Origin of the sequence: Streptomyces profundus (assembly GCF_020740535.1) — a bacterium.
Classification (GTDB): domain Bacteria; phylum Actinomycetota; class Actinomycetes; order Streptomycetales; family Streptomycetaceae; genus Streptomyces; species Streptomyces profundus.
Genome location: NZ_CP082362.1, coordinates 6,821,732 through 6,843,217 on the forward strand (window position 1 = coordinate 6,821,732; position 21,486 = coordinate 6,843,217).

20 protein-coding genes are annotated in these 21,486 nt (G+C 72.3%); 14 read left to right on the top strand and 6 right to left on the bottom strand.

Translation table 11 applies throughout. From position 1 onward, the window contains the following. Positions 1-34 precede the first annotated feature (34 nt). Together K4G22_RS28630 and K4G22_RS28635 are read right to left on the bottom strand one after the other, a co-directional pair. Positions 35-1,801 carry an ABC transporter ATP-binding protein gene (locus tag K4G22_RS28630; protein ID WP_228083360.1) on the bottom strand — a complete coding sequence of 589 codons (1,767 nt, stop codon included), beginning with the start codon at positions 1,799-1,801 and terminating at the stop codon, positions 35-37. Positions 1,802-2,142: 341 nt separating this feature from the next. Beyond that, positions 2,143-2,364 carry a hypothetical protein gene (locus K4G22_RS28635; RefSeq protein ID WP_228083361.1) on the bottom strand — a complete coding sequence of 74 codons (222 nt, stop codon included), beginning with the start codon at positions 2,362-2,364 and terminating at the stop codon, positions 2,143-2,145. A 373-nt stretch (positions 2,365-2,737) separates the two neighbouring features. On the opposite strand from K4G22_RS28635, the gene K4G22_RS28640 reads away from it, so the two are divergent. After that, on the top strand, positions 2,738-3,256 hold the full coding sequence (locus K4G22_RS28640; RefSeq protein ID WP_228084254.1) for an ATP-binding protein: 519 nt from the start codon (positions 2,738-2,740) through the stop codon (positions 3,254-3,256). Here the strand turns inward: K4G22_RS28640 and idi are convergent. From idi to galE, 3 genes are all read right to left on the bottom strand, one after another. After that, complete coding sequence (gene idi, locus K4G22_RS28645; protein ID WP_228083362.1) at positions 3,225-3,791, bottom strand: isopentenyl-diphosphate Delta-isomerase; 567 nt, start codon at positions 3,789-3,791, stop codon at positions 3,225-3,227. The genes K4G22_RS28640 and idi overlap by 32 nt on opposite strands. 73 nt (positions 3,792-3,864) lie before the next feature. Then, positions 3,865-4,803, bottom strand: a complete 939-nt coding sequence (locus tag K4G22_RS28650) for a cation diffusion facilitator family transporter (RefSeq protein WP_228083363.1) — start codon at positions 4,801-4,803, stop codon at positions 3,865-3,867. A gap of 175 nt (positions 4,804-4,978) precedes the next feature. Then, positions 4,979-5,977 (bottom strand): UDP-glucose 4-epimerase GalE, encoded by a 999-nt coding sequence (gene galE, locus K4G22_RS28655; RefSeq protein ID WP_228083364.1) that lies wholly within the window; start codon positions 5,975-5,977, stop codon positions 4,979-4,981. A gap of 206 nt (positions 5,978-6,183) precedes the next feature. Between galE and K4G22_RS28660 the strand changes: the two genes are divergently transcribed. From K4G22_RS28660 to K4G22_RS28710, 11 genes are all read left to right on the top strand, one after another. After that, the gene (locus K4G22_RS28660) at positions 6,184-7,995 is read left to right on the top strand and encodes a DUF5941 domain-containing protein (protein ID WP_228084255.1); all 1,812 of its coding nucleotides are present in this window, start codon (positions 6,184-6,186) and stop codon (positions 7,993-7,995) included. Further along, the gene (locus K4G22_RS28665; protein WP_228083365.1) at positions 7,992-8,744 is read left to right on the top strand and encodes a phosphocholine cytidylyltransferase family protein; all 753 of its coding nucleotides are present in this window, start codon (positions 7,992-7,994) and stop codon (positions 8,742-8,744) included. Before K4G22_RS28660 ends, K4G22_RS28665 begins: the two co-directional genes overlap by 4 nt. Then, positions 8,732-9,793, top strand: coding sequence for an iron-containing alcohol dehydrogenase family protein (locus K4G22_RS28670; RefSeq protein ID WP_228083366.1), 1,062 nt, complete (start codon positions 8,732-8,734; stop codon positions 9,791-9,793). The genes K4G22_RS28665 and K4G22_RS28670 overlap by 13 nt, the downstream gene beginning before the upstream one ends. Continuing rightward, positions 9,771-10,556, top strand: a complete 786-nt coding sequence (locus tag K4G22_RS28675) for a CDP-alcohol phosphatidyltransferase family protein (protein WP_228083367.1) — start codon at positions 9,771-9,773, stop codon at positions 10,554-10,556. Before K4G22_RS28670 ends, K4G22_RS28675 begins: the two co-directional genes overlap by 23 nt. A gap of 47 nt (positions 10,557-10,603) precedes the next feature. Beyond that, positions 10,604-11,449: a glycosyltransferase family 2 protein gene (locus tag K4G22_RS28680; protein ID WP_228084256.1), complete on the top strand. Its 846-nt coding sequence runs from the start codon at positions 10,604-10,606 to the stop codon at positions 11,447-11,449. Positions 11,450-11,533: 84 nt separating this feature from the next. Next, on the top strand, positions 11,534-12,442 hold the full coding sequence (locus tag K4G22_RS28685) for an ABC transporter permease (protein ID WP_228083368.1): 909 nt from the start codon (positions 11,534-11,536) through the stop codon (positions 12,440-12,442). Further along, positions 12,435-13,235 (top strand): ABC transporter ATP-binding protein, encoded by an 801-nt coding sequence (locus tag K4G22_RS28690; RefSeq protein WP_425336762.1) that lies wholly within the window; start codon positions 12,435-12,437, stop codon positions 13,233-13,235. The genes K4G22_RS28685 and K4G22_RS28690 overlap by 8 nt, the downstream gene beginning before the upstream one ends. 123 nt (positions 13,236-13,358) lie before the next feature. After that, positions 13,359-14,258, top strand: coding sequence for a squalene synthase HpnC (gene hpnC / locus K4G22_RS28695; protein WP_228083369.1), 900 nt, complete (start codon positions 13,359-13,361; stop codon positions 14,256-14,258). Positions 14,259-14,271: 13 nt separating this feature from the next. Then, on the top strand, positions 14,272-15,201 hold the full coding sequence (gene hpnD / locus K4G22_RS28700) for a presqualene diphosphate synthase HpnD (protein WP_228083370.1): 930 nt from the start codon (positions 14,272-14,274) through the stop codon (positions 15,199-15,201). Beyond that, entirely contained in the window at positions 15,198-16,625 is a 1,428-nt protein-coding gene (hpnE, locus tag K4G22_RS28705) for a hydroxysqualene dehydroxylase HpnE (protein WP_228083371.1), read from the top strand. The genes hpnD and hpnE overlap by 4 nt, the downstream gene beginning before the upstream one ends. Beyond that, entirely contained in the window at positions 16,622-17,686 is a 1,065-nt protein-coding gene (locus K4G22_RS28710; protein WP_228083372.1) for a polyprenyl synthetase family protein, read from the top strand. The genes hpnE and K4G22_RS28710 overlap by 4 nt, the downstream gene beginning before the upstream one ends. A gap of 357 nt (positions 17,687-18,043) precedes the next feature. On the opposite strand, the gene K4G22_RS28715 is transcribed toward K4G22_RS28710, so the two are convergent. Further along, positions 18,044-18,856, bottom strand: a complete 813-nt coding sequence (locus K4G22_RS28715) for a tyrosine-protein phosphatase (protein ID WP_228083373.1) — start codon at positions 18,854-18,856, stop codon at positions 18,044-18,046. A 114-nt stretch (positions 18,857-18,970) separates the two neighbouring features. Here K4G22_RS28715 and K4G22_RS28720 point away from each other — a divergent pair, with 114 nt between their 5' ends. Further along, entirely contained in the window at positions 18,971-19,648 is a 678-nt protein-coding gene (locus tag K4G22_RS28720) for an alpha-ketoglutarate-dependent dioxygenase AlkB (protein WP_228083374.1), read from the top strand. A 167-nt stretch (positions 19,649-19,815) separates the two neighbouring features. After that, positions 19,816-21,486 carry a sensor histidine kinase gene (locus tag K4G22_RS28725; protein ID WP_228083375.1) on the top strand — a complete coding sequence of 557 codons (1,671 nt, stop codon included), beginning with the start codon at positions 19,816-19,818 and terminating at the stop codon, positions 21,484-21,486.

Genomic DNA, 21,486 nt, shown 5'->3' on the forward strand with positions numbered 1-21,486 from the left:
GATGCGGGGCCCGGCTCCGCCCGGCGCGGGCGGGTCAGGTGATCTGGCCCGCCTGTAGCCGGGCGTAGGCGCCGCCGCGCCGGAGCAGTTCGGCGTGGCCGCCGATCTCCGAGACCCGGCCGTGCTCCAGCACCACGATCCGGTCGGCGTTGCGGACGGTGGACAGGCGGTGGGCCACCACGAAGACCGTCCGGCCGCGCATCAGCCGGTCCATCGCCTCCTGCACCAGCGCCTCCGAGCGGGTGTCAAGCGCCGAGGTGGCCTCGTCGAGCACCAGCACCCGCGGGTCGCGGATCAACGCCCGGGCGATGGCGATGCGTTGGCGCTGCCCCCCGGAGAGCCGGGCGCCGCGCTCGCCGACCACCGTGTCCAGGCCGTCGGGCAGCCGTTCCACGAACTCCAGGGCGTTGGCGTCCCGCAGCGCCGCCCTGACCTCCGCGGCCTTCACGTCCGGCATGCCGTAGCCGACGTTCTCCGTGATGGTGCCCTCGAAGAGCACCGACTCCTGGGGGACCACCGACAGGAAGCGGCGGTAGCTGCGCAGGTCGAGCGTGCTCATGTCGGCGCCGTCCAGCAGGATGCGCCCCGAGACCGGCCGGATGAAGCCGATCAGCAGGTTGAGCACCGTGGACTTGCCGGCCCCGGAGGCGCCCACCAGGGCGATCGTCTCGCCGGGCGGCACGGTGAGGTCGAAGTCCACCACCGCCGCCGGCCCGTCGCCCTCGTAGCGGTAGGTGACGTTCTCGAAGCGCAGTTGGCCCTTGACCGACTCGACCCGCGTCTTGCCGGCGTTGACCTCCAGATCGGGGGCCTGGAGCACCTCGCCGGCCGAGCGGACGGACTCCAGCCCCTTGCTGATGATGGGAGCCAGCCCCATCAGCATTGTCATGGAGCCGGTCAGGGTGGTGAAGAAGGTGCTCAGCATCACCACGTCGCCCGCGGTGATCGGCAGCCAGGCGTAGTAGGAGACGGTGGCGGCGCCGGCCAGGAAGCCGATGCCGATGGCGTTGAGCAGAATCCAGGCGAGCGCGCCGAAGTGACCGTTCAACAGGTCGAGACGTATGCCGGAGCGCAGTACCTGGCTCAGCGAGTTGTCCACCCGGCCCAGGGCCGTCCGCTCCAGGCCGTGGGCCCGGGTGACCGGGATCAGGCTGGTCATCTCGCCGACGCGGGTGGAGAGTTGCTCCACCTCCTTGCGGAACTGCGCGTTCCTGGTGCGCAGTCGGGTGCGCAGCCGGCGCACCAGCAGGGCGGCGGCGGGCACGATGATCACAAAGGCGGGCAGCGCCGAGGGCACCCGTATCGCGATCACCGCGAGGCCGCCGACCAGCGTGATGATGGCGGCGAGGCCGGTGTCGGCGCTCTGCTGGGAGGACACCTCGATGTTCTCCACATCCCGAATCACCTTGGTCTGAAGGGCGCTCGCGCTGATCCGGGAGTGATAGCCGATGGAGAGTTCCTGCATGCGGCGGCAGAGCGCGGAGCGCAGCGCCGTGCCCACGCGGCGTACGCTGCCGTGCATGCACCGCACATAGAGCAGGTGGGTGGGGTAGTTGAGCATCAGGACCACCAGCAGCACCAGGGTGTTGGTGCCCAACTCCTCGATGGGGCGGCGCTCCACCACGATGTCGATGATGTTGGCGGTGACCAGAGGCAGCAGCCACACCGGGCTGTGCTTGACGATGAACGCCAAGACGGCGACCAGGATGCGGAATCGGTCGTCCCGGAAGAGGTAGGCGAGGGTCCGCACCGGATGTTCCCCCCGGTAGCGATGCTCCAGGGGGCCTTGCGGAAGAGCCATGACAGCAGCACTCCAACGTCCAGGAAATGGGTCGGGATGACCTTGCCCCTGATACGTCTCGAACACTCACCGAAATGGGAGCCCGAAGTGGGCTCTGCCCCATTCCTTATGGTTCGGGGTAATTCATATACATCGTGATAGTAGGCATGTATGGGGTTGCCTGTACCGAAAGGTACCAGGTGGTCGCCCACCCGCAGTCAGATTTCTCAACTTCCGTATATTCGCGACACAGAGGCGCCCTCGCACCGGCGCTCGCGCCGGTGCGTCGATTCTCTGGGGGTTCACCACCACGCGCCCGCCCGGATGGGTGAGCCCCCCGGGGCGTCGCGCACGGATCCGGCTCAGGCCGCCTCGTAGCGGATCTGGGGGTCGAGGAACATCTGGATGTGGCCGCACTGTCCGCAGATCAGACCGGTCGCCGACTTGTTCGCCCAGTCGAGGCCGAAGAAGCTCATCCCGGTGCTGTTGAGTTTGATCTCCCGCTCGTTGAAGAGGTGGTAGCGGCAGAAGGGACAGTGCACCTGCTGGTTCCCCACAAACACGCGCATCGGGCTCTGCGCCATGGCGGCCTCCTGGTTCGGTGTGCTGACTCGTCGCGAATGTGATGATCATGCCACCGCCGCCCGCCGTCGCCCAACGTGGGGCGCGGAGTGGACGTCAGGACCCGGCGGTCGGTCCGGGCGCGGCGGAGTGAAACGTTGCGCCCGGGGTGAACGGTCGGTTGGCGTAGCAACTCTGTCTTAAGCGAAGCGAGTTGGTCGAAATCCGCCTTGTTCCTCATGAGTTTCGTGCACCGGGTCATGTAGCGCTGGCACATGCCAACACTCGACAGAGCGGCCATCCGCATCCGGCCCCTGCCGGGAAGCACGCGTGGATGGCCCGGACCGTTCCCAACAGCACCCCGATACCCCGAGAGAGGGGCCCGTGTCGAACATCATGGACAGGTCATCGGACGCGCCGCCGCATCCCGCCCAAGCCCTGCCCGTCCCGGCCTGGCAGGGCACCTGGCGCTTCACCCTTCCCCCCATCGACAGCTCGGTGCCCCAGGCCAGGCACGCCATCCGCGATCTGCTGCGACGCCGTGCCGCGCCGCTCTCCGCCGAGCGGACGCACGGCCTGATGCTGATCCTGTCCGAGCTGGTCACCAACGCCGTCCGGCACGCCGCCCTGCTCACCCCCGAGATCGGCGTCGAGGTGACCGTGGACCCGCACTGGGCCTGGGTGCGCGTCGAGGACGGCCACCCCTACCGACCGCACGCGCTGGCCGCCTCCCCCGAGCGACAGCGCACCGGAGGGCGCGGGCTGCTGCTGGTCCAGGCCACCGCCCAGGAGGCCGGTGGCTCCTGCGGAGTGCGGGCCACCGCCGGCGGCGGCAAGGTGATCTGGGCCGTACTCCCACTGGACCGCCCCACCGGCCGGCCCGCTACCAGCCCGCCGCCCCGGTCAGCTCCCTGATCGCCGGCCGAGCGGCGTCCCACACGGTGTCGAACCAGGCGGAGAAGTCGCTGCCGGCCCGCAGCCCGGCCAGCTCGTCCGGAGTGACGAAGGCGGTCTCGGCGATCTCCTCGGGGGCGGGCCGCAACGACGCGCGCACCAGCCCGGCGAAGAGATGGTTGTACTCCTGCTCCACCAGCCCTGAGGCCGGATCGGGATGGTTGTACCGCACCGTGCCGGCCTCCCGCAGCAGGCTGGGCGCCGCGCCCAACTCCTCGATCGTCCGCCGGGCCGCCGCCAGGAACGGCGCCTCGCCTGGCAGCGGATGGCCACAGCAGGTGTTCGACCAGACGCCGGGGGAGTGGTACTTGCCGAGCGCGCGGCGCTGCAACAACAGCCGGCCCGCACCGTCGAAGAGGAAGACGGAGAACGCGCGGTGCAGCCGCCCCGGCGCCTGGTGGGCGGAGAGCTTCTCCGCCGTCCCGATGGTGCGGCCCTCCTCGTCGACGAGTTCGAGCAGGATCGGCTCGGTCGACACGGCTGTGCGGTGGGACATGACCACCAGTTCCTCACTCCCGACTACGGGGTTCGGGATGCCCCCTGGCCCCGTACCAGTGTGCCGCACCCGCTCAGTGGCAGAGGCCCGCTTCGTGGGCCTCGTGGCCCGAGGGTTCGAGCTGGAAGGTGCAGTGCGCCACCGCGAAGTGGTCGCCCAGGCAGTGTTGCAGCTCGTGCAGCGTCCGCTCGTGCCCCACCTCGTCCAACACCTCGCGGCTGACCACGACATGGGCGGAGAGAACCGGCATCCCGGAGGTGATCGTCCACACATGGAGGTCGTGCACGCCCTCGACGCCGGGCAGCCCCAGGATGTGCTCCCGCACCTCGGCCACCCGCAGGTCCTTGGGCGCCGTCTCCAGCAGCACGTCCACGGCCTCCTTGGCGAGCTTGACGGTGCGCGGCACGATCATCAGCGCGATCAGCAGCGAGGCGACCGGATCCGCCCGCTGCCACCCGGTGACCATGATCACCAGGGCCGCCACGATCACCGCCACCGAACCCAGGGCGTCCGCCAGCACCTCAAGGAAGGCGCCGCGCACGTTCAGGCTCTCCCGCTGGCCGCGCATCAGCAGCGCCAGCGAGACGCAGTTGAGGGCCAGGCCGACGACACCGAAGACGAGCGTGGTGGCGCCCGGCACCTCGCCCGGCTCCCGCAACTGCTCGATGGACTCCATCAGGATGTAGCCGCCGACGCCGAAGAGCAGCAGGCAGTTGAGCAGCGCGGCCAGGATCTCCATCCGGGCCAGCCCGAAGGTGCGCCGCTCGCCCGTGCTGGGCCGGTTGGCGAAGTGGATCGCGACCAGCGCCATCCCGATGCCCACCGCGTCCGTCGCGACATGCCCCGCGTCCGCGAGCAGCGCCAACGAGCCGGTGATCGCGGCACCGATCAGCTCGGCCACCAGCAGCAGCCCGGCGATGCCAAGCGCGATCCACAGCCGCCCGCGGTAGGCGGCCCCCTGCGTCCCACCGGACGGCCCCCCGCCGTGGCCGTGGTGATGCCCCGCGCCCATGTGCGCCAGCCCCCTTTTTCCGTCGACTCGCCCCCCAGTGAACTACGGGGAGGGGGTATCGGGCAACGCGGCACTGAACACCGTTGTCATGTGCTCTGACCTGCGCGTTTACCGAACGGGGGCGAAGGGTGGCGCGACCTGCGGCGATGGTGGGTGGCTTCGGTGGCCACGGTGGCTACCCAGCCCGCGGAGCGGCCTCGGCGCGGTGGCACCACCCGTCCCAGGCCGAGGCCACCATCTCCCGCAGGTCGTGCCTGGCGGCGAAGCCCAGCCGCAGCCCCGCCAGCTCGGCCGAGGCGACCACCCGGGCCGGATCCCCGGCCCGCCGCTCGGCGACGACCGGCGCCAACTCGGGCCGCCCCGTCACCTCGCCCACAAGATCGGCCAGCTCCCGCACCGAAACCCCCCGCCCGGTGCCGACGTTGACCGTCAGATCGCCGCCGGGCCCGCCGGGCGCGGACCGCTCCAGCGCTCTGGCCGCCGCCAGATGCGCCTCGGCCAGATCCGCCACATGCACGTAGTCCCGCACACAGGTGCCGTCGGGGGTCGGATAGTCGTCGCCGAAGATCACCGGCGGCAGCCCCGCGCTGATCCGCTCGAAGAACAGCGGGATGACGTTGGCCGCGCCCCGATCCGCCCACTCGGGCCTGGCCGCGCCCGCCACGTTGAAATAGCGCAGACAGACCGTCTCCAGCCCCCCGGCCCGGCCGGCGGCCCGCACCAGCCACTCGCCGGCCAGCTTGGTCTCGCCATACGGATTGACCGGCCGGCACGGCGTCTCCTCCGTGACCAGCGCGACATCCGGCGAGCCGTAGACCGCGGCCGACGAGGAGAAGACCAGCCGCCGCACCCCGGCGGCGGCCATCGCCTCCAGCAGGGTGACCAGGCCGCCGACGTTCTCCCGGTAGTAGAGCAGCGGCTCGGCGACCGACTCGGGGACCCGCTTGCGGGCGGCCAGATGCACCACGCCGGTGACCTCGTGCGCGGCCAGCGCCCCGGCCACCACCGCACCGTCCGACACGGAGCCGCGCACCACCGGCACCTCGGCCGGCAGCCGCTCGGCCACCCCCGAGGAGAGATCGTCCAGCACCACGACGCGCTCCCCGCTCGCGATCATCGCGTGCACGACATGGGCCCCGATGTATCCGGCACCGCCGGTGATCAGCCAGGTCATGGCGGCAGCCTAATCGCTGCCACCGACAGCGTGACTTCGTACGGTGTCAGAGGCATCGCGTAGGGTCACCTCCGGTGTCGACGCGACACCGGAAGTGAACCATGGGTTTCCACACCCCAACGCCGTTCTTGCCGCGCGGTGGTCATCAGATAATCTCTGCCGACATGCCGCCGCAGAGCGCGGAGTTGCTGCAAGGAGTGAGTCAGCTGTCGAGCGCCATCCTCACCGGTCCGCCCGTTGCCGGATCACCGCTGGAGGAAGATCTTCGGGCGTTGGGCTTCTCCGTCACCGTGGCCGAGCGGCCCGCCGAGCTGGCCCGTGCGCTCGCCGCGGCCCCGGCCGGCGAGCGGGTCGCCGTGGTCGACCCCCGTTTCGTCGGCCATCGGCACAGCCTCAGGCTCGGGCTCACGGACCCCCGTTTCCCCGCCGCCGCCATCCCGGGCGCCGTCACGGCGAGCGGCCCCGCCAGGCCGGCCCTGGCCGCCGCCGTCGCCGCCCTCGGCGAAGGCGAAGGCGAGGGCCAGAGCGGCCCGCTGGCCGCTCCGCCCGAGGCCGGGCGGCTGGCCGCGCTGCTGGCCGCCGAGGGCGCCGAGCCGCACCGCCCCGATCTCGGCATCCTCGTCGCCGAGGTGCCCACCGGCGAACGGGCCCGCGCCGAGGCCGCCGAACGGGTCGCCTCGGTGGACGAGGAGGCCGTCCGGCTGCGCGGCGCCGTCAAGTCCCGCGACGGCTTCGTCACCACCCACCTGGTGAGCCCCTACTCCCGCTATCTGGCCCGCTGGTGCGCCCGGCGCGGCCTCACCCCCAACCAGGTCACCACCGCCTCGCTGGTCACCGCGCTGATCGCCGCCGGCTGCGCGGCCACAGGCGACCGCCTCGGCTTCGTCGCCGCCGGCCTGTTGCTGCTCGCCTCCTTCGTGCTGGACTGCGCCGACGGCCAGTTGGCCCGGTACGCGCTGCGTTACTCCACCCTCGGCGCCTGGCTGGACGCCACGTTCGACCGCGCCAAGGAGTACGCGTTCTACGCCGGTCTCGCGCTCGGCGCGGCCAGGTCGGGGGACGACGTATGGGCGTTGGCGCTGGGCGCGATGGTGCTGATGACCTGCCGCCACATCGTCGACTTCGCCTTCAACGAGGCGCATCCGCCGAACCCCTCCGGTGGCGCCGGGGCCATCTCCGGGCGCCTCGACCGGATCGGCTGGACGGTGTGGGCGCGCCGGATGATCGTCCTGCCGATCGGCGAACGCTGGCTGCTGATCGCGGTGTTGATCGCCTGCACCAACCCCAGGGTCACCTTCACCGTGCTGCTGGTCGCCAGCGCCTTCGCCGCCAGCTACACCACGGCCGGCCGGCTGCTGCGCTCCGTGCGGGCCCGGGGCGGCACGGCCCCCTCGGCGCCGGCCGCGCTCGCCGGGCTGGCGGACAACGGGCCGCTGGCCAGCGCGCTGGGCCGCCCCCTGGCCGCGCCGGCCGGGGCGCTGCCGGCGCCGGCGTGGGCGCTGCTCGGCCTGGTCCTGCTGAGTGTGACGCTGCCGCCGGTGGTCGGCGACGGCAGCTGGCTCGCCGTGCTGGGCGCCGTCGGCTACGCCGGCGCCGCCGGCCTGGCCGCCGCCCGCCCGCTGCGCGGCCGGCTCGACTGGCTGCTCCCGCCGGTCTTCCGCGCGGGCGAGTATCTGACGATCTTCCTCCTCGCCGCCCACAGCGAGGTGAACGGTGCGTTGCCGGCGGCTTTCTGCCTGGTGGCGGCGAGCGCCTACCATCACTACGACACGGTGTACCGCCTGCGCGGCGGTGCCGGGGCGCCTCCCCGCTGGCTGGTCATGGCCACCGGCGGACAAGAGGGGCGCGCCCTGGTGGTCACGGTCGCCTGTGCCCTCTGGGCCGGCGGACAGGGCTTCACCATCGCGCTCGCGGCCCTTGCCGGGGTCCTCGCGCTTCTGGTGCTGGGGGAGAGCATCCGTTTCTGGATCTCCTCCCAGGCACCGGCCGTACACGACGAAACAGGAGAACCCGCATGATCGGCCTCGTGCTGGCCGCTGGCGCCGGACGGCGTCTTCGCCCCTACACCGACACCCTGCCCAAGGCACTGGTGCCGGTGGTCAACGAGGACGGCGAGGACAGCAAGACCGTCCTCGACCTCACCCTCGCCAACTTCGCCGAGGTGGGTCTGGCCGAGGCCGCCATCGTGGTGGGCTACCGCAAGGAGGCCGTCTACGAGCGCAGGGCGGAGCTGGAGCGCCAGTACGGCGTGAAGCTCACCCTGATCGACAACGACAAGGCCGAGGAGTGGAACAACGCCTACTCCCTGTGGTGCGCCAGGGAGGCGATCGCCGAGGGCGTGATCCTCGCCAACGGCGACACGGTGCACCCGCCCTCCGTCGAGCGCACCCTGCTGGCCGCGCGTGGCGAGGGGCGGCGGATCATCCTCGCCCTGGACACGGTCAAGACGCTGGCCGACGAGGAGATGAAGGTCATCGCCGACCCGGAGAAGGGCGTCCGGCGGATCACCAAGCTGATGGAGCCGGCCGAGGCCAGCGGCGAGTACATCGGGGTCACCCTGATCGAGCCCGAGGCCGCCGCCGAGCTGGCCGACGCGCTGCGCACCACCTATGAGCGCGACCCCCAGCTCTACTACGAGGACGGGTACCAGGAGCTGGTGCACCGCGGCTTCCGCATCGACACCGCCCCGATCGGCGAGGTCAGCTGGGTGGAGATCGACAACCACGAAGACCTCGCCAGGGGCAGGGAGATCGCGTGCCGGTACTGACCCGCCTCATCCCGTCCCCCGTCTCGGTCGACATCGCCGCCGGGGCCCTGGACAAACTGGCGGGGCTCCTGGCCGACCAGCGGATCTCCTCCTCGGGCCGGCTGGCCGTGGCGATCAGCAAGGGGTCGGGCGCCGCGCTCCGCGAGCGCCTCACCCCCGCGCTGCCCGGCGCCGACTGGTACGAGGTCGGCGGCGGTACCATCGACGCCGCCGTCCAGCTGGCCGACGCCATGCGCTCGGGCCACTACGACGCCGTGGTCGGCCTCGGCGGCGGCAAGATCATCGACGCCGCCAAGTACGCCTCGGCTCGGGTCGGCCTGCCGATGGTCGCGGTCGCCACCAACCTGGCGCACGACGGCATCTGTTCGCCGGTCTCCATCCTCGACAACGACGCGGGGCGCGGGTCCTACGGCGTGCCGGCGCCCATCGCGCTGGTGGTCGACCTGGAGGTGATCCACCAGGCGCCGGTCCGCTATGTGCGCTCCGGGATCGGGGACGCCGTCTCCAACATCTCCGCCATCGCGGACTGGGAGCTGTCCCACCGGGAGACGGGCGAGCAGATCGACGGGCTGGCCGCCGCCATGGCGCGGCAGGCGGGCGAGGCCGTGCTCCGACACCCGGGGGACTGCTCCGACGACCGCTTTCTGACGGTGCTCGCCGAGGCGTTGGTGCTCTCCGGCATCGCCATGAGCATCGCGGGGCACACCCGGCCGTCCTCGGGGGCCTGCCATGAGATCTCGCACGCGCTGGACATCCTCTATCCCCGGCGTTCGGCGCCGCACGGCGAACAGGTCGGCCTGGGCGCGGCGTTCGCGATGCACCTGCGGGGCGAGGGCGAGAGCTGCGGGCTGATCGCCTCGGTGCTGCGGCGCCACGGGCTGCCGGTGCGGCCGGACGAGATCGGCTTCAGCACCGACGAGTTCGTCACCGCCGTGGCCTTCGCTCCGCAGACCAGGCCCGGCCGCTACACCATTCTCGAACACCTCGATCTGACCACCGACGAAATCAGGGACGCGTACGCGGACTATGTCAAAGCCATCGGTAGCTGAACTCCGTCCCGTGGTGCACCCCGCCGGCGTCAAGGACCGGCGCAGCGGGGAGCACTGGGCCGGTCGCCTGTACATGCGGGAGATCTCCCTGCGGTGGACCAGGCATCTGGTGAACACCCGCGTCACGCCCAACCAGCTCACCTACCTGATGGTGCTCGCCGGGGTCGCCGCCGGTGCCGCGCTGCTGATCCCGGGGCTCATCGGGGCGGTGCTGGCCGCGCTGCTGATCCAGCTCTACCTGCTGCTCGACTGCGTGGACGGCGAGGTGGCCCGCTGGCGCGGCCAGACCTCGATCACCGGCGTCTATCTGGACCGGATCGGCCACTACCTCTCCGAGGCCGCGCTGCTGGTGGGCTTCGGGCTGCGGGCCGCCGACGTCTTCGGCCAGCACGAGGCGTCCGCCAACTGGCTGTGGGCCTTCCTCGGCGCGCTGGCCGCGCTGGGCGCGATCCTGATCAAGGCCGAGACGGACCTGGTCGACGTGGCGCGGGCCCGCAGCGGGCTGGCGGCGGTCAAGGACGAGGCGGCCACGCCGCGTTCCTCCGGTCTCGCGGTGGCGCGCAAGGCCGCCGCGGCGCTGAAGTTCCACCGCCTGGTGGGCGGCGTTGAGGCGTCGCTGCTGATCCTGGCCGTGGCCGTCCTGGACGTGATCGGCGGCGAGCTGTTCTTCACCCGCCTCGGGGTCGCCCTGCTGGCCGGTATCGCCGTGCTACAGACCCTGCTGCACCTGGTCTCCATCCTCGCGTCCAGCAGGCTGCGGTGAGCGCCGAGGACGCCGGGCGGCTCACGGTCGGCGCCGTGGTGCTGACCATGGGGGACCGGCCCGTGGAGCTGCGCGCCCTGCTGGACTCGGTGGCAGGGCAGCGCGGCGACCCGGTCGAGGTGGTGGTCGTGGGCAACGGCGCCGAGCTGCCCGAGCTCCCGGAGGGCGTGCGCGGCATCGAACTGCCCGAGAACCTGGGCATTCCCGGCGGGCGCAACGTGGGCATCGAGGCCTTCGGCCCCGGTGGCACCGATGTCGATGTGCTGCTGTTTCTGGACGATGACGGACTGCTTCCGGACAAAGAAACGGCCGAGCTGGTTCGGGAGGCGTTCGCCGCCGATGCCCAGCTGGGCATCATCAGCTTCCGGATCGCCGATCCCGACACCGGAGTCACCCAGCGTCGCCACGTTCCCCGGCTGCGCGCCTCGGACCCGATGCGCTCCTCCAGGGTCACCACTTTCCTCGGGGGCGCCAACGCGGTGCGCACCGCGGTTTTCCAAAAAGTTGGTGGACTCCCGGAGAACTTCTTCTACGCGCACGAGGAGACCGACCTCGCCTGGCGCGCCCTGGACGCCGGCTGGGCCATCGACTACCGCGCGGATCTCCTGCTGCACCATCCGACCACGGCGCCCTCTCGGCACGCGATGTACCACCGGATGGTCGCCAGGAACCGGGTCTGGCTGGCGCGTCGTAACCTGCCGTTGCCGCTGATCCCGGTGTATCTGGGCGTCTGGCTGCTGCTCACCCTGGTCAGGCGGCCCTCGTGGCCGGCGCTGCGGGCGTGGTTCGCCGGTTTCGCCGAGGGCTGGCGCACCTCGTGTGGTCAACGGAGGGCGATGCGTTGGCGTACGGTATGGCGCCTGACCCGGCTGGGACGACCTCCTGTTATCTGACAAGCTCGGGTCTGAGACCATCCTGGGGCCGAGCGTTCGCGCGGCCTCAGCCGCCCTGTGCCCTGCGAGGACGAAAGTTTCAAGGTGAGTGAGACCACGCACGACAGTGCGTCCCCCCGCGATCTGCCACTGGCTGAACTCGCGGCCCGTCATGGTCTGTCCGTCAGCGGTGCCAGGCCCTCACTGCCGCAGTACATCAGGCAGTTGTGGGGCCGTCGCTACTTCATTCTCGCCTTCTCCCAGGCGAAGCTGATGGCGCAGTACAGCCAGGCGAAGCTCGGCCAGCTCTGGCAGGTCTTCACCCCGCTGCTCAACGCCTTGGTCTACTTCCTGATCTTCGGCTTGCTGTTGGGCGCCCGCGCCGATATGACGAACCGCGAGTACATCCCGTTCCTGGTCACCGGGGTGTTCGTCTTCACCTTCACCCAGCAGTCGGTGCTCTCCGGGGTGAAGTCGATCTCGGGCAACCTCGGCCTGGTGCGCGCGCTGCACTTCCCCCGGGCCTCGCTGCCGATCTCCTTCTCACTGCAACAACTCCAGCAACTGCTCTACTCGATGATCGTGTTGGTGATCATCGTGGTCAGCTTCGGGCACTTCCCGAGCTGGACCTGGTTTCTTGTGGTCCCGGTGTTGCTGCTGCAACTGGTCTTCAACCTGGGCCTCGCCATGATCATGGCGAGGATGGGCTCGTCCACCCCCGACCTGGCCCAGCTGATGCCCTTCGTCCTGCGCACCTGGATGTACGCCTCGGGCGTGATGTTCCCGCTCGGATACATGGTGGAGCGGGCGGACGGCCCCGCCTGGCTGGGTGACGTGCTGGAGGCCAACCCGGCCGCCGTCTACATGGACCTGATGCGCGACGCGCTGATCGACGGCCTCTACGATGACAGCATGCTGGCCACCTGGCTGTTCGCCGTCGGCTGGGCGCTGGTGGTCGGCATCGGGGGATTCCTGTATTTCTGGAAGGCGGAGGAGCGGTACGGCCGTGGCTGACTGGAACATTCCCGCCCCCATCAGGGTGGTCGACGACGGGCGCGTCCCCACCGTGATCGCCGACGATCTGCACATCGTCTACCGGGTCAACGGCGCGGCCAAGCGCGGCAACGCCACCGCCGCGCTGCGCCGGATCATCAAGCGCGAGCCCAACAGCCGCTTCCGCGAGGTGCACGCGGTGCGCGGCGTCAGCTTCGTGGCCTACCGGGGCGAGGCCATCGGCCTGATCGGCTCCAACGGCTCGGGCAAGTCCACCCTGTTGCGCGCCATCGCCGGACTGCTGCCGCCCGAGGCCGGCAGGGTCTACACGGACGGTCAGCCCTCGTTGCTCGGTGTCAACGCCGCCCTGATGAACGACCTCACCGGCGAGCGCAACGTCATTCTCGGCGGCCTGGCGATGGGCATGACCAGGGACCAGGTCCGCCAGCGGTACGAGAGCATCGTCGACTTCTCCGGCATCCAGGACAAGGGCGACTTCATAACCCTGCCGATGCGGACCTACTCCTCCGGCATGCAGGCGAGGCTGCGGTTCTCCATCGCCGCCGCCAAGGACCACGACGTGCTGATGGTCGACGAGGCGTTGGCCACCGGCGACAAGAAGTTCCGCCGCCGCTCCGAGGAGCGGATCCGCGAGATGCGCGCCCACGCCGGCACGGTCTTCCTGGTCAGCCACAACAACAAGACCATCAGGGACACCTGCGACCGGGTGCTCTGGCTGGAGCACGGCGAGTTGATGATGGACGGCCCCACCGACCAGGTGCTCAAGGCCTACGAGGAGGAGACCAACAAGTAGGCGGGAGCGGCCGGGACGGCGGCCCTCGGGGAGTGGTCGGGGTAGCGTGTCCGGACGCGGGTTCATCGCATATCAAGGTAGAAATACGAGCATGACGGCAATGGTGATGACGGGCTGGGCCCGGTGACCGCGACGGCTGACCAGGCCTCGGCGGCGGTGCTGGCCAAGGCGGCTCACGAGAACTTCCCGGTCGCCCCGCGCTTCCTCCCCCGCGCGTGGCGGGACGATCTGATGGCCGTCTACGGCTACGCCCGCCTGGTGGACGACATCGGCGACGGCGATCTGCCGCCCGGCGGCGCCGACGCCACCCTGCTCGGCGTCGACCGGGAGCAGTCCTCCGACCGGCTGGCCCTGCTGGACGCGCTTGAGGCCGACCTCGGTCGCGTCTTCGCCCAGCAGGGCGCGACCCCCCGACACCCGCTGCTCGTCCGGCTGCTTCCCACCGTTCGGCGCGCGGGGCTCACCCCGGAGCCGTTCCGCGCCCTGATCGAGGCCAACCGGCTCGACCAGCGCGTCCGCCGCTACGAGACACAGCGTCAACTGCTCGACTACTGCGAGTTGTCCGCCAACCCCGTCGGCCGCCTGGTGCTGTCCATCACCGGCACGTCGACACCCGAGCGGGTGCGCCACTCCGACGCCATCTGCACCGGGCTCCAGTTGGTCGAGCATCTGCAGGACGTCGCCGAGGACCTGGCCCAGGGACGCGTCTACCTCCCGGCAACCGCCATGCGAAGGTTTCGGGTGAGCGAGAACGATCTTCTCGCGCCGAGCGCCAACGCGTCGGTCCGTACCCTGGTCGCGTACCAGACGGAAAGGGCACGTAGGCTGCTGGACGAGGGCGCCCCCCTGGTGGGCAGCGTCCACGGGCGGCTGCGGCTGCTGCTCGCCGGGTTTCTCGGCGGCGGCTACGCGGCGGCCCGCGCCATCACCGACGCCGGGTACGACGTGCTGGCCGGCCCCCCACGCGCCAGCAGGGGCCGCCTGGTCTTCGCGGCGGCAACCGCACTGCGACGAGGAACGTGAGGCTCGACAGCCCGTGACCAAGAGCCCACCGACGTCCCCTGCCGTAGTGGCCGCCTACCAGTACTGCGAGGCCGTCACCGGCCAGCAGGCCAAGAACTTCGCCTACGGCATCCGACTGCTGGCGACGCCGAGGCGGCGGGCACTCTCCGCGCTGTACGCCTTCTCCCGCCGGGTCGACGACATCGGCGACGGCGCGCTGCCGGTCCCGGCCAAGGAGGAGCGGCTGCACGAGACCCGCGAGCTGCTGGCCAAGGTCAAGGCCGACGAGGTCCCCGAGGACGCCACCGACCCGGTCGCGGTCGCCCTCGCCGACACCGCCCGCCGCTACCCCATCCCGCTGAGCGCCCTCGACGAGCTGATCGACGGCGTGCTGATGGACGTCAGGGGCCGCCGCTACGAGACCTGGGAGGAGCTGCGCACCTACTGCCGCTGCGTCGCCGGCGCGGTCGGCCGGCTCTCCCTCGGCGTCTTCGGCACCCAGCCGGGCGCGCGCGACGTGGACCGCGCCCCCGAGTACGCCGACACCCTGGGGCTGGCCCTGCAACTCACCAACATCCTGCGGGACATCAGGGAGGACGCCGGCCACGGCCGGAGCTATCTGCCCGACGAGGAGCTGCGGAAGTTCGGCCTCACCGACGGCGCCCACCACCACCCGCCCCAGGAGGACGCGGACTTCGCCGGCCTGGTGCGCTTCCAGGTGCGCCGCGCCAGGGAGCTGTTCGCCGACGGGTTCCGGCTGCTGCCGATGCTGGACCGCCGCTCGGGCGCCTGCGTCGCCGCCATGGCCGGCATCTACCACCGGCTGCTGGACCGCATCGCCGCCGACCCGGAGGCCGTGCTGCGCGGCCGGGTCGCGCTGCCCACCGCGCAGAAGGCCCTGGTCGCCGTCCGCGGCCTGGCCGGGCTCGACGCCCGCAGGGCCGCGCTCAGGGAGCGCGCGTGAGCGCCGCCGGCCGTCGCGCCCTGGTGGTGGGCGGCGGGCTGGCCGGCATCACCGCGGCCCTGGCCCTGGCGGCCCAGGGCCGCCGGGTCACCCTGCTGGAGACGCGGCCCCGTCTCGGCGGGCTCGCCTTCTCCTTCCGCCGCGAGTCCGAGGTGGGGGAGCTGACCGTGGACAACGGTCAGCACGTCTACCTCCGCTGCTGCACCGCCTACCGTGGCCTCCTCGACCGGATCGGCGGCGCCCGGCTGGCGCCCGTCCAACGCCGGCTCGACGTCCCCGTGGTCGACGCCGAGCGCGGCGTCCTCGGCCGCCTCACCCGGTCCGCGCTGCCCGTGCCCCTGCACCTGGCCGGCGGGCTGGCCCGCTACCCGCATCTGACGCTCGGGGAGCGTGCCGCGGTGGCGCGCGCCGCGCTGGCGCTGCGCCGGCTCGACCCGGCCGACCCCGCGCTCGACGAGCTGAGCTTCGCCGACTGGCTGCGCGCCCGGCGTCAGAGCCCGGCGAGCATCGCGGGGCTCTGGGACCTGGTGGGCGTGGCCACGCTCAACGCCAGGGCCGAGGACGTCTCCCTCGGCCTGGCCGCCAAGGTGTTCCGCACCGGGCTGCTCAGCACGTCGGACGCCGCCGATATCGGCGTGCCCATGGTGCCGCTCGGCACCCTCCACGACGAGCTGGCCGGCGCGGCGCTGGACCGGGCCGGCGTGCGCACGCTGCTGGCCACCAGGGCCAGGGCGCTGCGCGCCGCCCCCGGCGGCGGCTGGCGGCTGGCGGTCAGCACCCGGCCGGGACAGGGCGACGGCCACCGCCCCGACCAGGAGCTGGACGCCGACATCGTGGTGCTCGCCGTCCCGCAGCAGGCCGCCCACCGGCTGCTGCCTCCCGGCTCGCTGCCCGACGCGGACCGACTGCTGGGCATCGACAGCGCACCGATTCTCAACGTGCATGTCATCTACGACCGTCCGGTGCTGCGGCTGCCGTTCATCGCCGCCGTCAACAGCCCGATCCAGTGGGTCTTCGACCGCACCGGCCCCGCCGGCCTCAACGCGCTGCCAGGGGCGCGGAACGGGCAGTATCTGGTGATCTCCCAGTCCGCGGTCACCGAGGAGATCCAGCAGCCGGCCGAGGTGTTGCGCAAGCGCTATCTGCCGGCGCTCACCCGTCTGTTGCCCAGGGCGGCCGAGGCCAGGCTGCTCGACTTCTTCGTCACCCGGGAGCGCACGGCGACCTTCGCCCCCACGCCGGGCGTCGGCCGGCTGCGGCCCGGCCCCGTCACGGGCGCCCCGGGGCTGTTTCTCGCCGGGGCGTGGACCGCCACCGGCTGGCCGGCCACCATGGAGGGCGCGGTGCGCAGCGGCCTCGCCGCGGCACGCGCGGCGGCCCAGGGAGAGACCACCGCCAACCGACCGGCTAAGGAGCCCGCGTGAACCCGGCCGCCCCCCTTTCGTCCCCCGATATCGTCCCCGACCTGCTGGAACGCTCCCGCGCGCTGGTGACCCCCGCGCTGCGCCTCGCCGTCGACCGGCTGGCCCCGCCCATGGACACCGTGGCGGCCTACCACTTCGGCTGGATCGACGCCGAGGGCCAGCCGTCCGAGGGGGACAGCGGCAAGGCCGTCCGCCCCGCGCTGGCGCTGCTCTCCGCGGAGGCGGCCGGTGCGGACCCGGCCGTGGGTGTGCCGGGCGCGGTGGCCGTCGAGCTGGTGCACAACTTCTCGCTGCTGCACGACGATCTGATGGACGGCGACGAGCAGCGTCGACACCGGGACACCGTGTGGAAGGTGCACGGCCCCTCGCAGGCGATCCTGGTGGGCGACGCGCTCTTCGGGTTGGCCAGCGAGATCATCCTGGAGGGCACGGACGCCAACGCGGTGCGCGCCGCCCGTCGACTGGCCGTCGCCAGCCGCAAGCTGATCGACGGCCAGGCCCAGGACATCGCCTTCGAGCACCGCGAACAGGTCACGGTTGACGAGTGTCTGGCCATGGAGGCCAACAAGACGGGCGCCCTGCTCGCCTGTGCCGCGTCCATCGGCGCGGTGCTGGGCGGCGCGGACGATCGGACGGCCGACGCGCTGGAGTCCTATGGCCGGCATCTTGGCCTCGCCTTCCAGGCGGTGGACGATCTGCTCGGCGTCTGGGGCGATCCCAACAGCACGGGCAAGCTGACCTGGAGCGATCTCAGGCAGCGGAAGAAGTCGCTGCCCGTGGTCGCGGCGATGGCCGCCGAGGGCCCGGCGGCCCGCCGGCTGACCGCGCTGCTCACGGCGGACGCCAAGAAGTCGCAGCAGGAGTTCGAGGACTTCGACGAGGGCGAGTTCGCGGCCAGGGCCGAGCTGATCGAGGAGGCCGGCGGCCGACGCTGGACCGCCGACGAGGCGAGACGCCAGTACGACATCGCGGTCGGCGCGCTGGCCGACGTGCCCCTGCCGGGACCCACCCGGAACGAACTGGTCGCGCTGGCCGACTTCGTGGTGGTCCGCAGCAAGTAGCCATCCGGCGGTCCGCCACAACGACGACGGCGGGTCGTTGGCCGATCCCCGCTGCCGGCCACCGGCCGGCGCTTGGCGCTGCCGCGCTGGCTGGCCGCTGCCGTTCCCCGGCCGGCCCCGGACCGTTCCCGCCGGTCGCCAGCTGTCGCAGACGGTCGCCGGTCGTCGTGGACGGTTGCGGGTGACCCCAGCGCCGCCGGCGCTGGCTGGCAGCGCCGGCAACGGCATCGCCCGCCGGCGGCCGGGCCCGCCGTGGGCGGCTTGGGGTGTCGCCGCCTCGCCTGCCGCGACGGGCCGGCTGGCGCCGGGCAGCGGTGTGGCTTCCGCCGGCCGCCAGGCCCCCGTGCCGTGCGTGGATCAGGCGGCGGGGGCGAGCAGGGCGGCGCGGAGGCGGGCGCGGTGGGCGGGGGTGAGGCCGAGGGCGCCGGTCAGATAGGGGTCGGTGCCGCCCCAGTCCTGGTCGATGGTGTCGAAGGCCGTCGTCAGGTACTCCAGTCTGGCGTCGAACATCGGCGCCAGCAGATCCTGGATCTCCTGGTCGAGCGCCGTCCGCGGCTTCTCCTCGCCCGAGTCCGCCCGGCGCAGCTGGTAACGGCGGTGCGCGGCGTTGGACTTGAGGTAGTCCTCGGCGATGGTCTCGCGGCTCACGCCCACCGCCAGGAGCACCACGGCGACGGTCAGCCCGGCGCGGTCCTTGCCGGCCGCGCAGTGCAGCAGCGCGGGCATGTCGCCGGCGGCGAGCGCGCGCAGCACCCGGCCCTGCTCCTCGGCGCGGGTCCTGATGATCTGCCGGTAGCTGCCGCACATCTGCCGGATGCCCTGTCCGTCGGCCAGCGCCCGGCGCAGCCGGGTCACGTCGCCCTGCCGCACCAGAGCCCAGAAGGCGTCCCCTTCGGACGGGTCCGTCAGAGGTATGTTGACGTTCCGCACCCCGTCCAGCGGCACATCGAGCCCGTCCAACGCCTGGTCGGCCGCGTTGCGGAAGTCGAAGACGGTGTGCAGGCCGAGGGAGTTGAGGAACGCCTGGTCGGCCTCGGTCGCGTGGGCCAGGTGCCCGCTGCGGAACAGGCGGCCCCGGCGCACCACCCGGCCGTCCGTGGTGGGCAGGCCGCCGACATCGCGGAAGTTGCGTATGGCATCGAGCGCAGGTTCGGTTGACGGTTCGGTCATCGACCCCTCCTCATGATCCTGGGGCCCCGCTCCGCACGTTCACGCGGCCCCACGCGACCCTACGTCACCCCGCTGGCCGGCTGGAATGTCAGTACCGGCCCCCATGATGGGGGCATGAGTGATCCGAACGCCGACCTCGACGGCGCCCTGTTCCCGCTGGCCGCCCACCGGGTCGCGCCGGGCGCCGTGCATCTGCCCGGCTGGCTGGACGAGGGCCGCCGGCGTGCCCTGTTGGCCGCCTGCCGGGGCTGGGCCAGGGCGCCCGCCGGGCTGCGCACCGTTCGCACGCCGTCCGGGCCGATGTCGGTGCGCCAGCTCAGCCTCGGCTGGCACTGGTACGCCTACGGCTACGCGCGCACGGTGATCGACGGGGACGGGGCGCCGGTGAAGCCGTTCCCGGCGTGGCTGGGGGAGTGGGCCGAGGAGGCCGTCGCGGCCGGGCTGCCCGAGGAGGCGCCGCCGGCCGGCGCCTTCGATGTGGCCCTGGTCAACCACTACGGTCCCGGTGCCCGGATGGGCATGCACCGGGACAGCGACGAGCGCTCGCCGGCGCCCGTGGTCTCGTTCAGTCTCGGCGACACCTGCGTCTTCCGGTTCGGGACGGCCGAGAGCCGGGGGCGGCCCTGGACGGATGTGACGCTGCGCTGCGGCGACGCGTTCGTCTTCGGCGGCCCTGCGCGGCTGGCGTACCACGGGGTGCCGCGCACGCTGTCCGGCAGCGGCCCGCCGGCGCTCGGGGTAGTGGGGCGGCTGAATATCACGGTGCGCGCCTCCGGCCTCGCCGATCCCTAGAACCGCTCTCCGAAGGAGACACCAGGCGTGCCCCGGTCAAGTCGGTTGGTCATATTCACTCGATGGGAGCTGGCGAGGGGTGGCGATTGCCGGAACTATGCCTGTTCGCCTGCCTGTTGACCCATAGCGTGGCTTCCGCAGACTTGACCGGCCGGATAAGGACAGCCATGCCAGAACAGCTACGCCAGGTGCCCCGCACCGCCCGCCACGGCCGGCAGCACGGCCGCGGCTCGGCGCTTCGGGAGCCGGGGTTCCGGCGCCGACTGCTGTGCCTGGCACTGTTTCCCGCCTCGGCGGTCGCGCTGGCCGCGGCCCTGGCCGTCGGCTATGTCTTACAGAGCCGCCCGCCCGCCGATGGCCGCGCCGGGGACGCCGCGCTCTGGGGGGTGCTCAGCGGGGGGAGCCTGCTGGTCGGCGCCGTGCTCGCGGTCGCCGCCACGCTGGCCGGGGCGGAGGCCGCCTCCCAGGCCGCCCGGCTGCACGCGCTCCGCCGCCAGGCCGCCAGGGGCCGGGTGGAGTTGCAGGCGCTGTTGGACCAGGTCGAGCGCGGCGAGCGGATCAGGCAGCCCGAGGGCCCGCCGCCCAGCGAGCCGGGCGATCAGCCGCTCGATCTGCTCCGCCACGAGATCGCGTCCAGCCGGCACGCGGCGGAGGCGGCCGTCGCCCAGGCGGTGGCGCTGGCCGACGACCGCGCCGGGGCGGACGAACGCGTCGAGGTGTTCGTCAATCTGGCGCGCCGGATGCAGTCCTTCGTGCATCGGCAGATCGAGTATCTGGACGAGCTGGAGCACGACGTGGAGGACCCCGAGCTGCTCAAGGGGCTCTTCCACCTCGACCATCTGGCCACCCGCATCCGACGGCACGCGGAGAACCTCGCGGTGCTCGGCGGCGCCATCTCGCGGCGGCAGTGGAGCCGGCCGGTGCGGATGTCCGAGGTGCTGCGCTCCTGTATCGCGGAGGTCGAGCAGTACTCCCGGGTCAAGCTGGTGCCACCCGTCGAGGGCACGGTGCGCGGCCACGCGGTCGCCGACGTGGTGCATCTGCTCGCCGAACTGGTCGAGAACGCCACGGAGTTCTCCGCCCCCCAGACGCATGTGCTGCTCCGCGTGGAACGTGTCACGGCCGGCCTCGCCATCGAGGTGGAGGACCGGGGCCTGGGCATGACGCCCGCCGAGCAGGGCCGGATGAACGCCGTGCTCGCCGGCACCGAGCGCCATCCCGTGACCGCGCTGCTGGAGGACGGCAGGGTCGGCCTCTTCGTCGTGGCCACGCTGGCCAGGCGGCACCAGATCGGGGTCCGGCTCCAGAGCAACATCTACGGCGGCGTCCAGGCGGTCCTGGTCCTGCCGCACGAGCTGCTGGGCGACGAGTCCGAGGGGCACTTCACCCCCGGGCACACCATGGGGCCGCGCTGGGGGAGCGGCGTCTCCCGCTTCCCGTCCACGCCCAGCGGGGCCGAGGCCAAGCCGCCCGCGTCGCTGCCCGCCGTGCCCTCGATCGCCCCAGCCCCCGTCCCCCCAGCCCCGGCCACCGCCCGCGCCGAAGCGCCCCCGCCGACCACGGCCCCGTCCACGGCTCCGACCACCGCCTCGTCCGGGCCGGCGACCACCCACCACGCGCCGTCGACCGCCCCGCACCCCGCCGAGCGGGTCTCGGGCCGGGACCACCGGCCGCCGTTGCCGCGCCGCCGTCGCCAGCAGCATCTGGTCCCGCAGCTACGGGACGCCGCGCCGCTGCGCCCCGCGCCCGTCGACGAGGACGTCCAGCCCCCGGACCCCGGCCTGATGGCGGCGTTCCGGCGCGGCGCCAGCCTGGCCGAGGAGTCCGAGGGCCGTTGA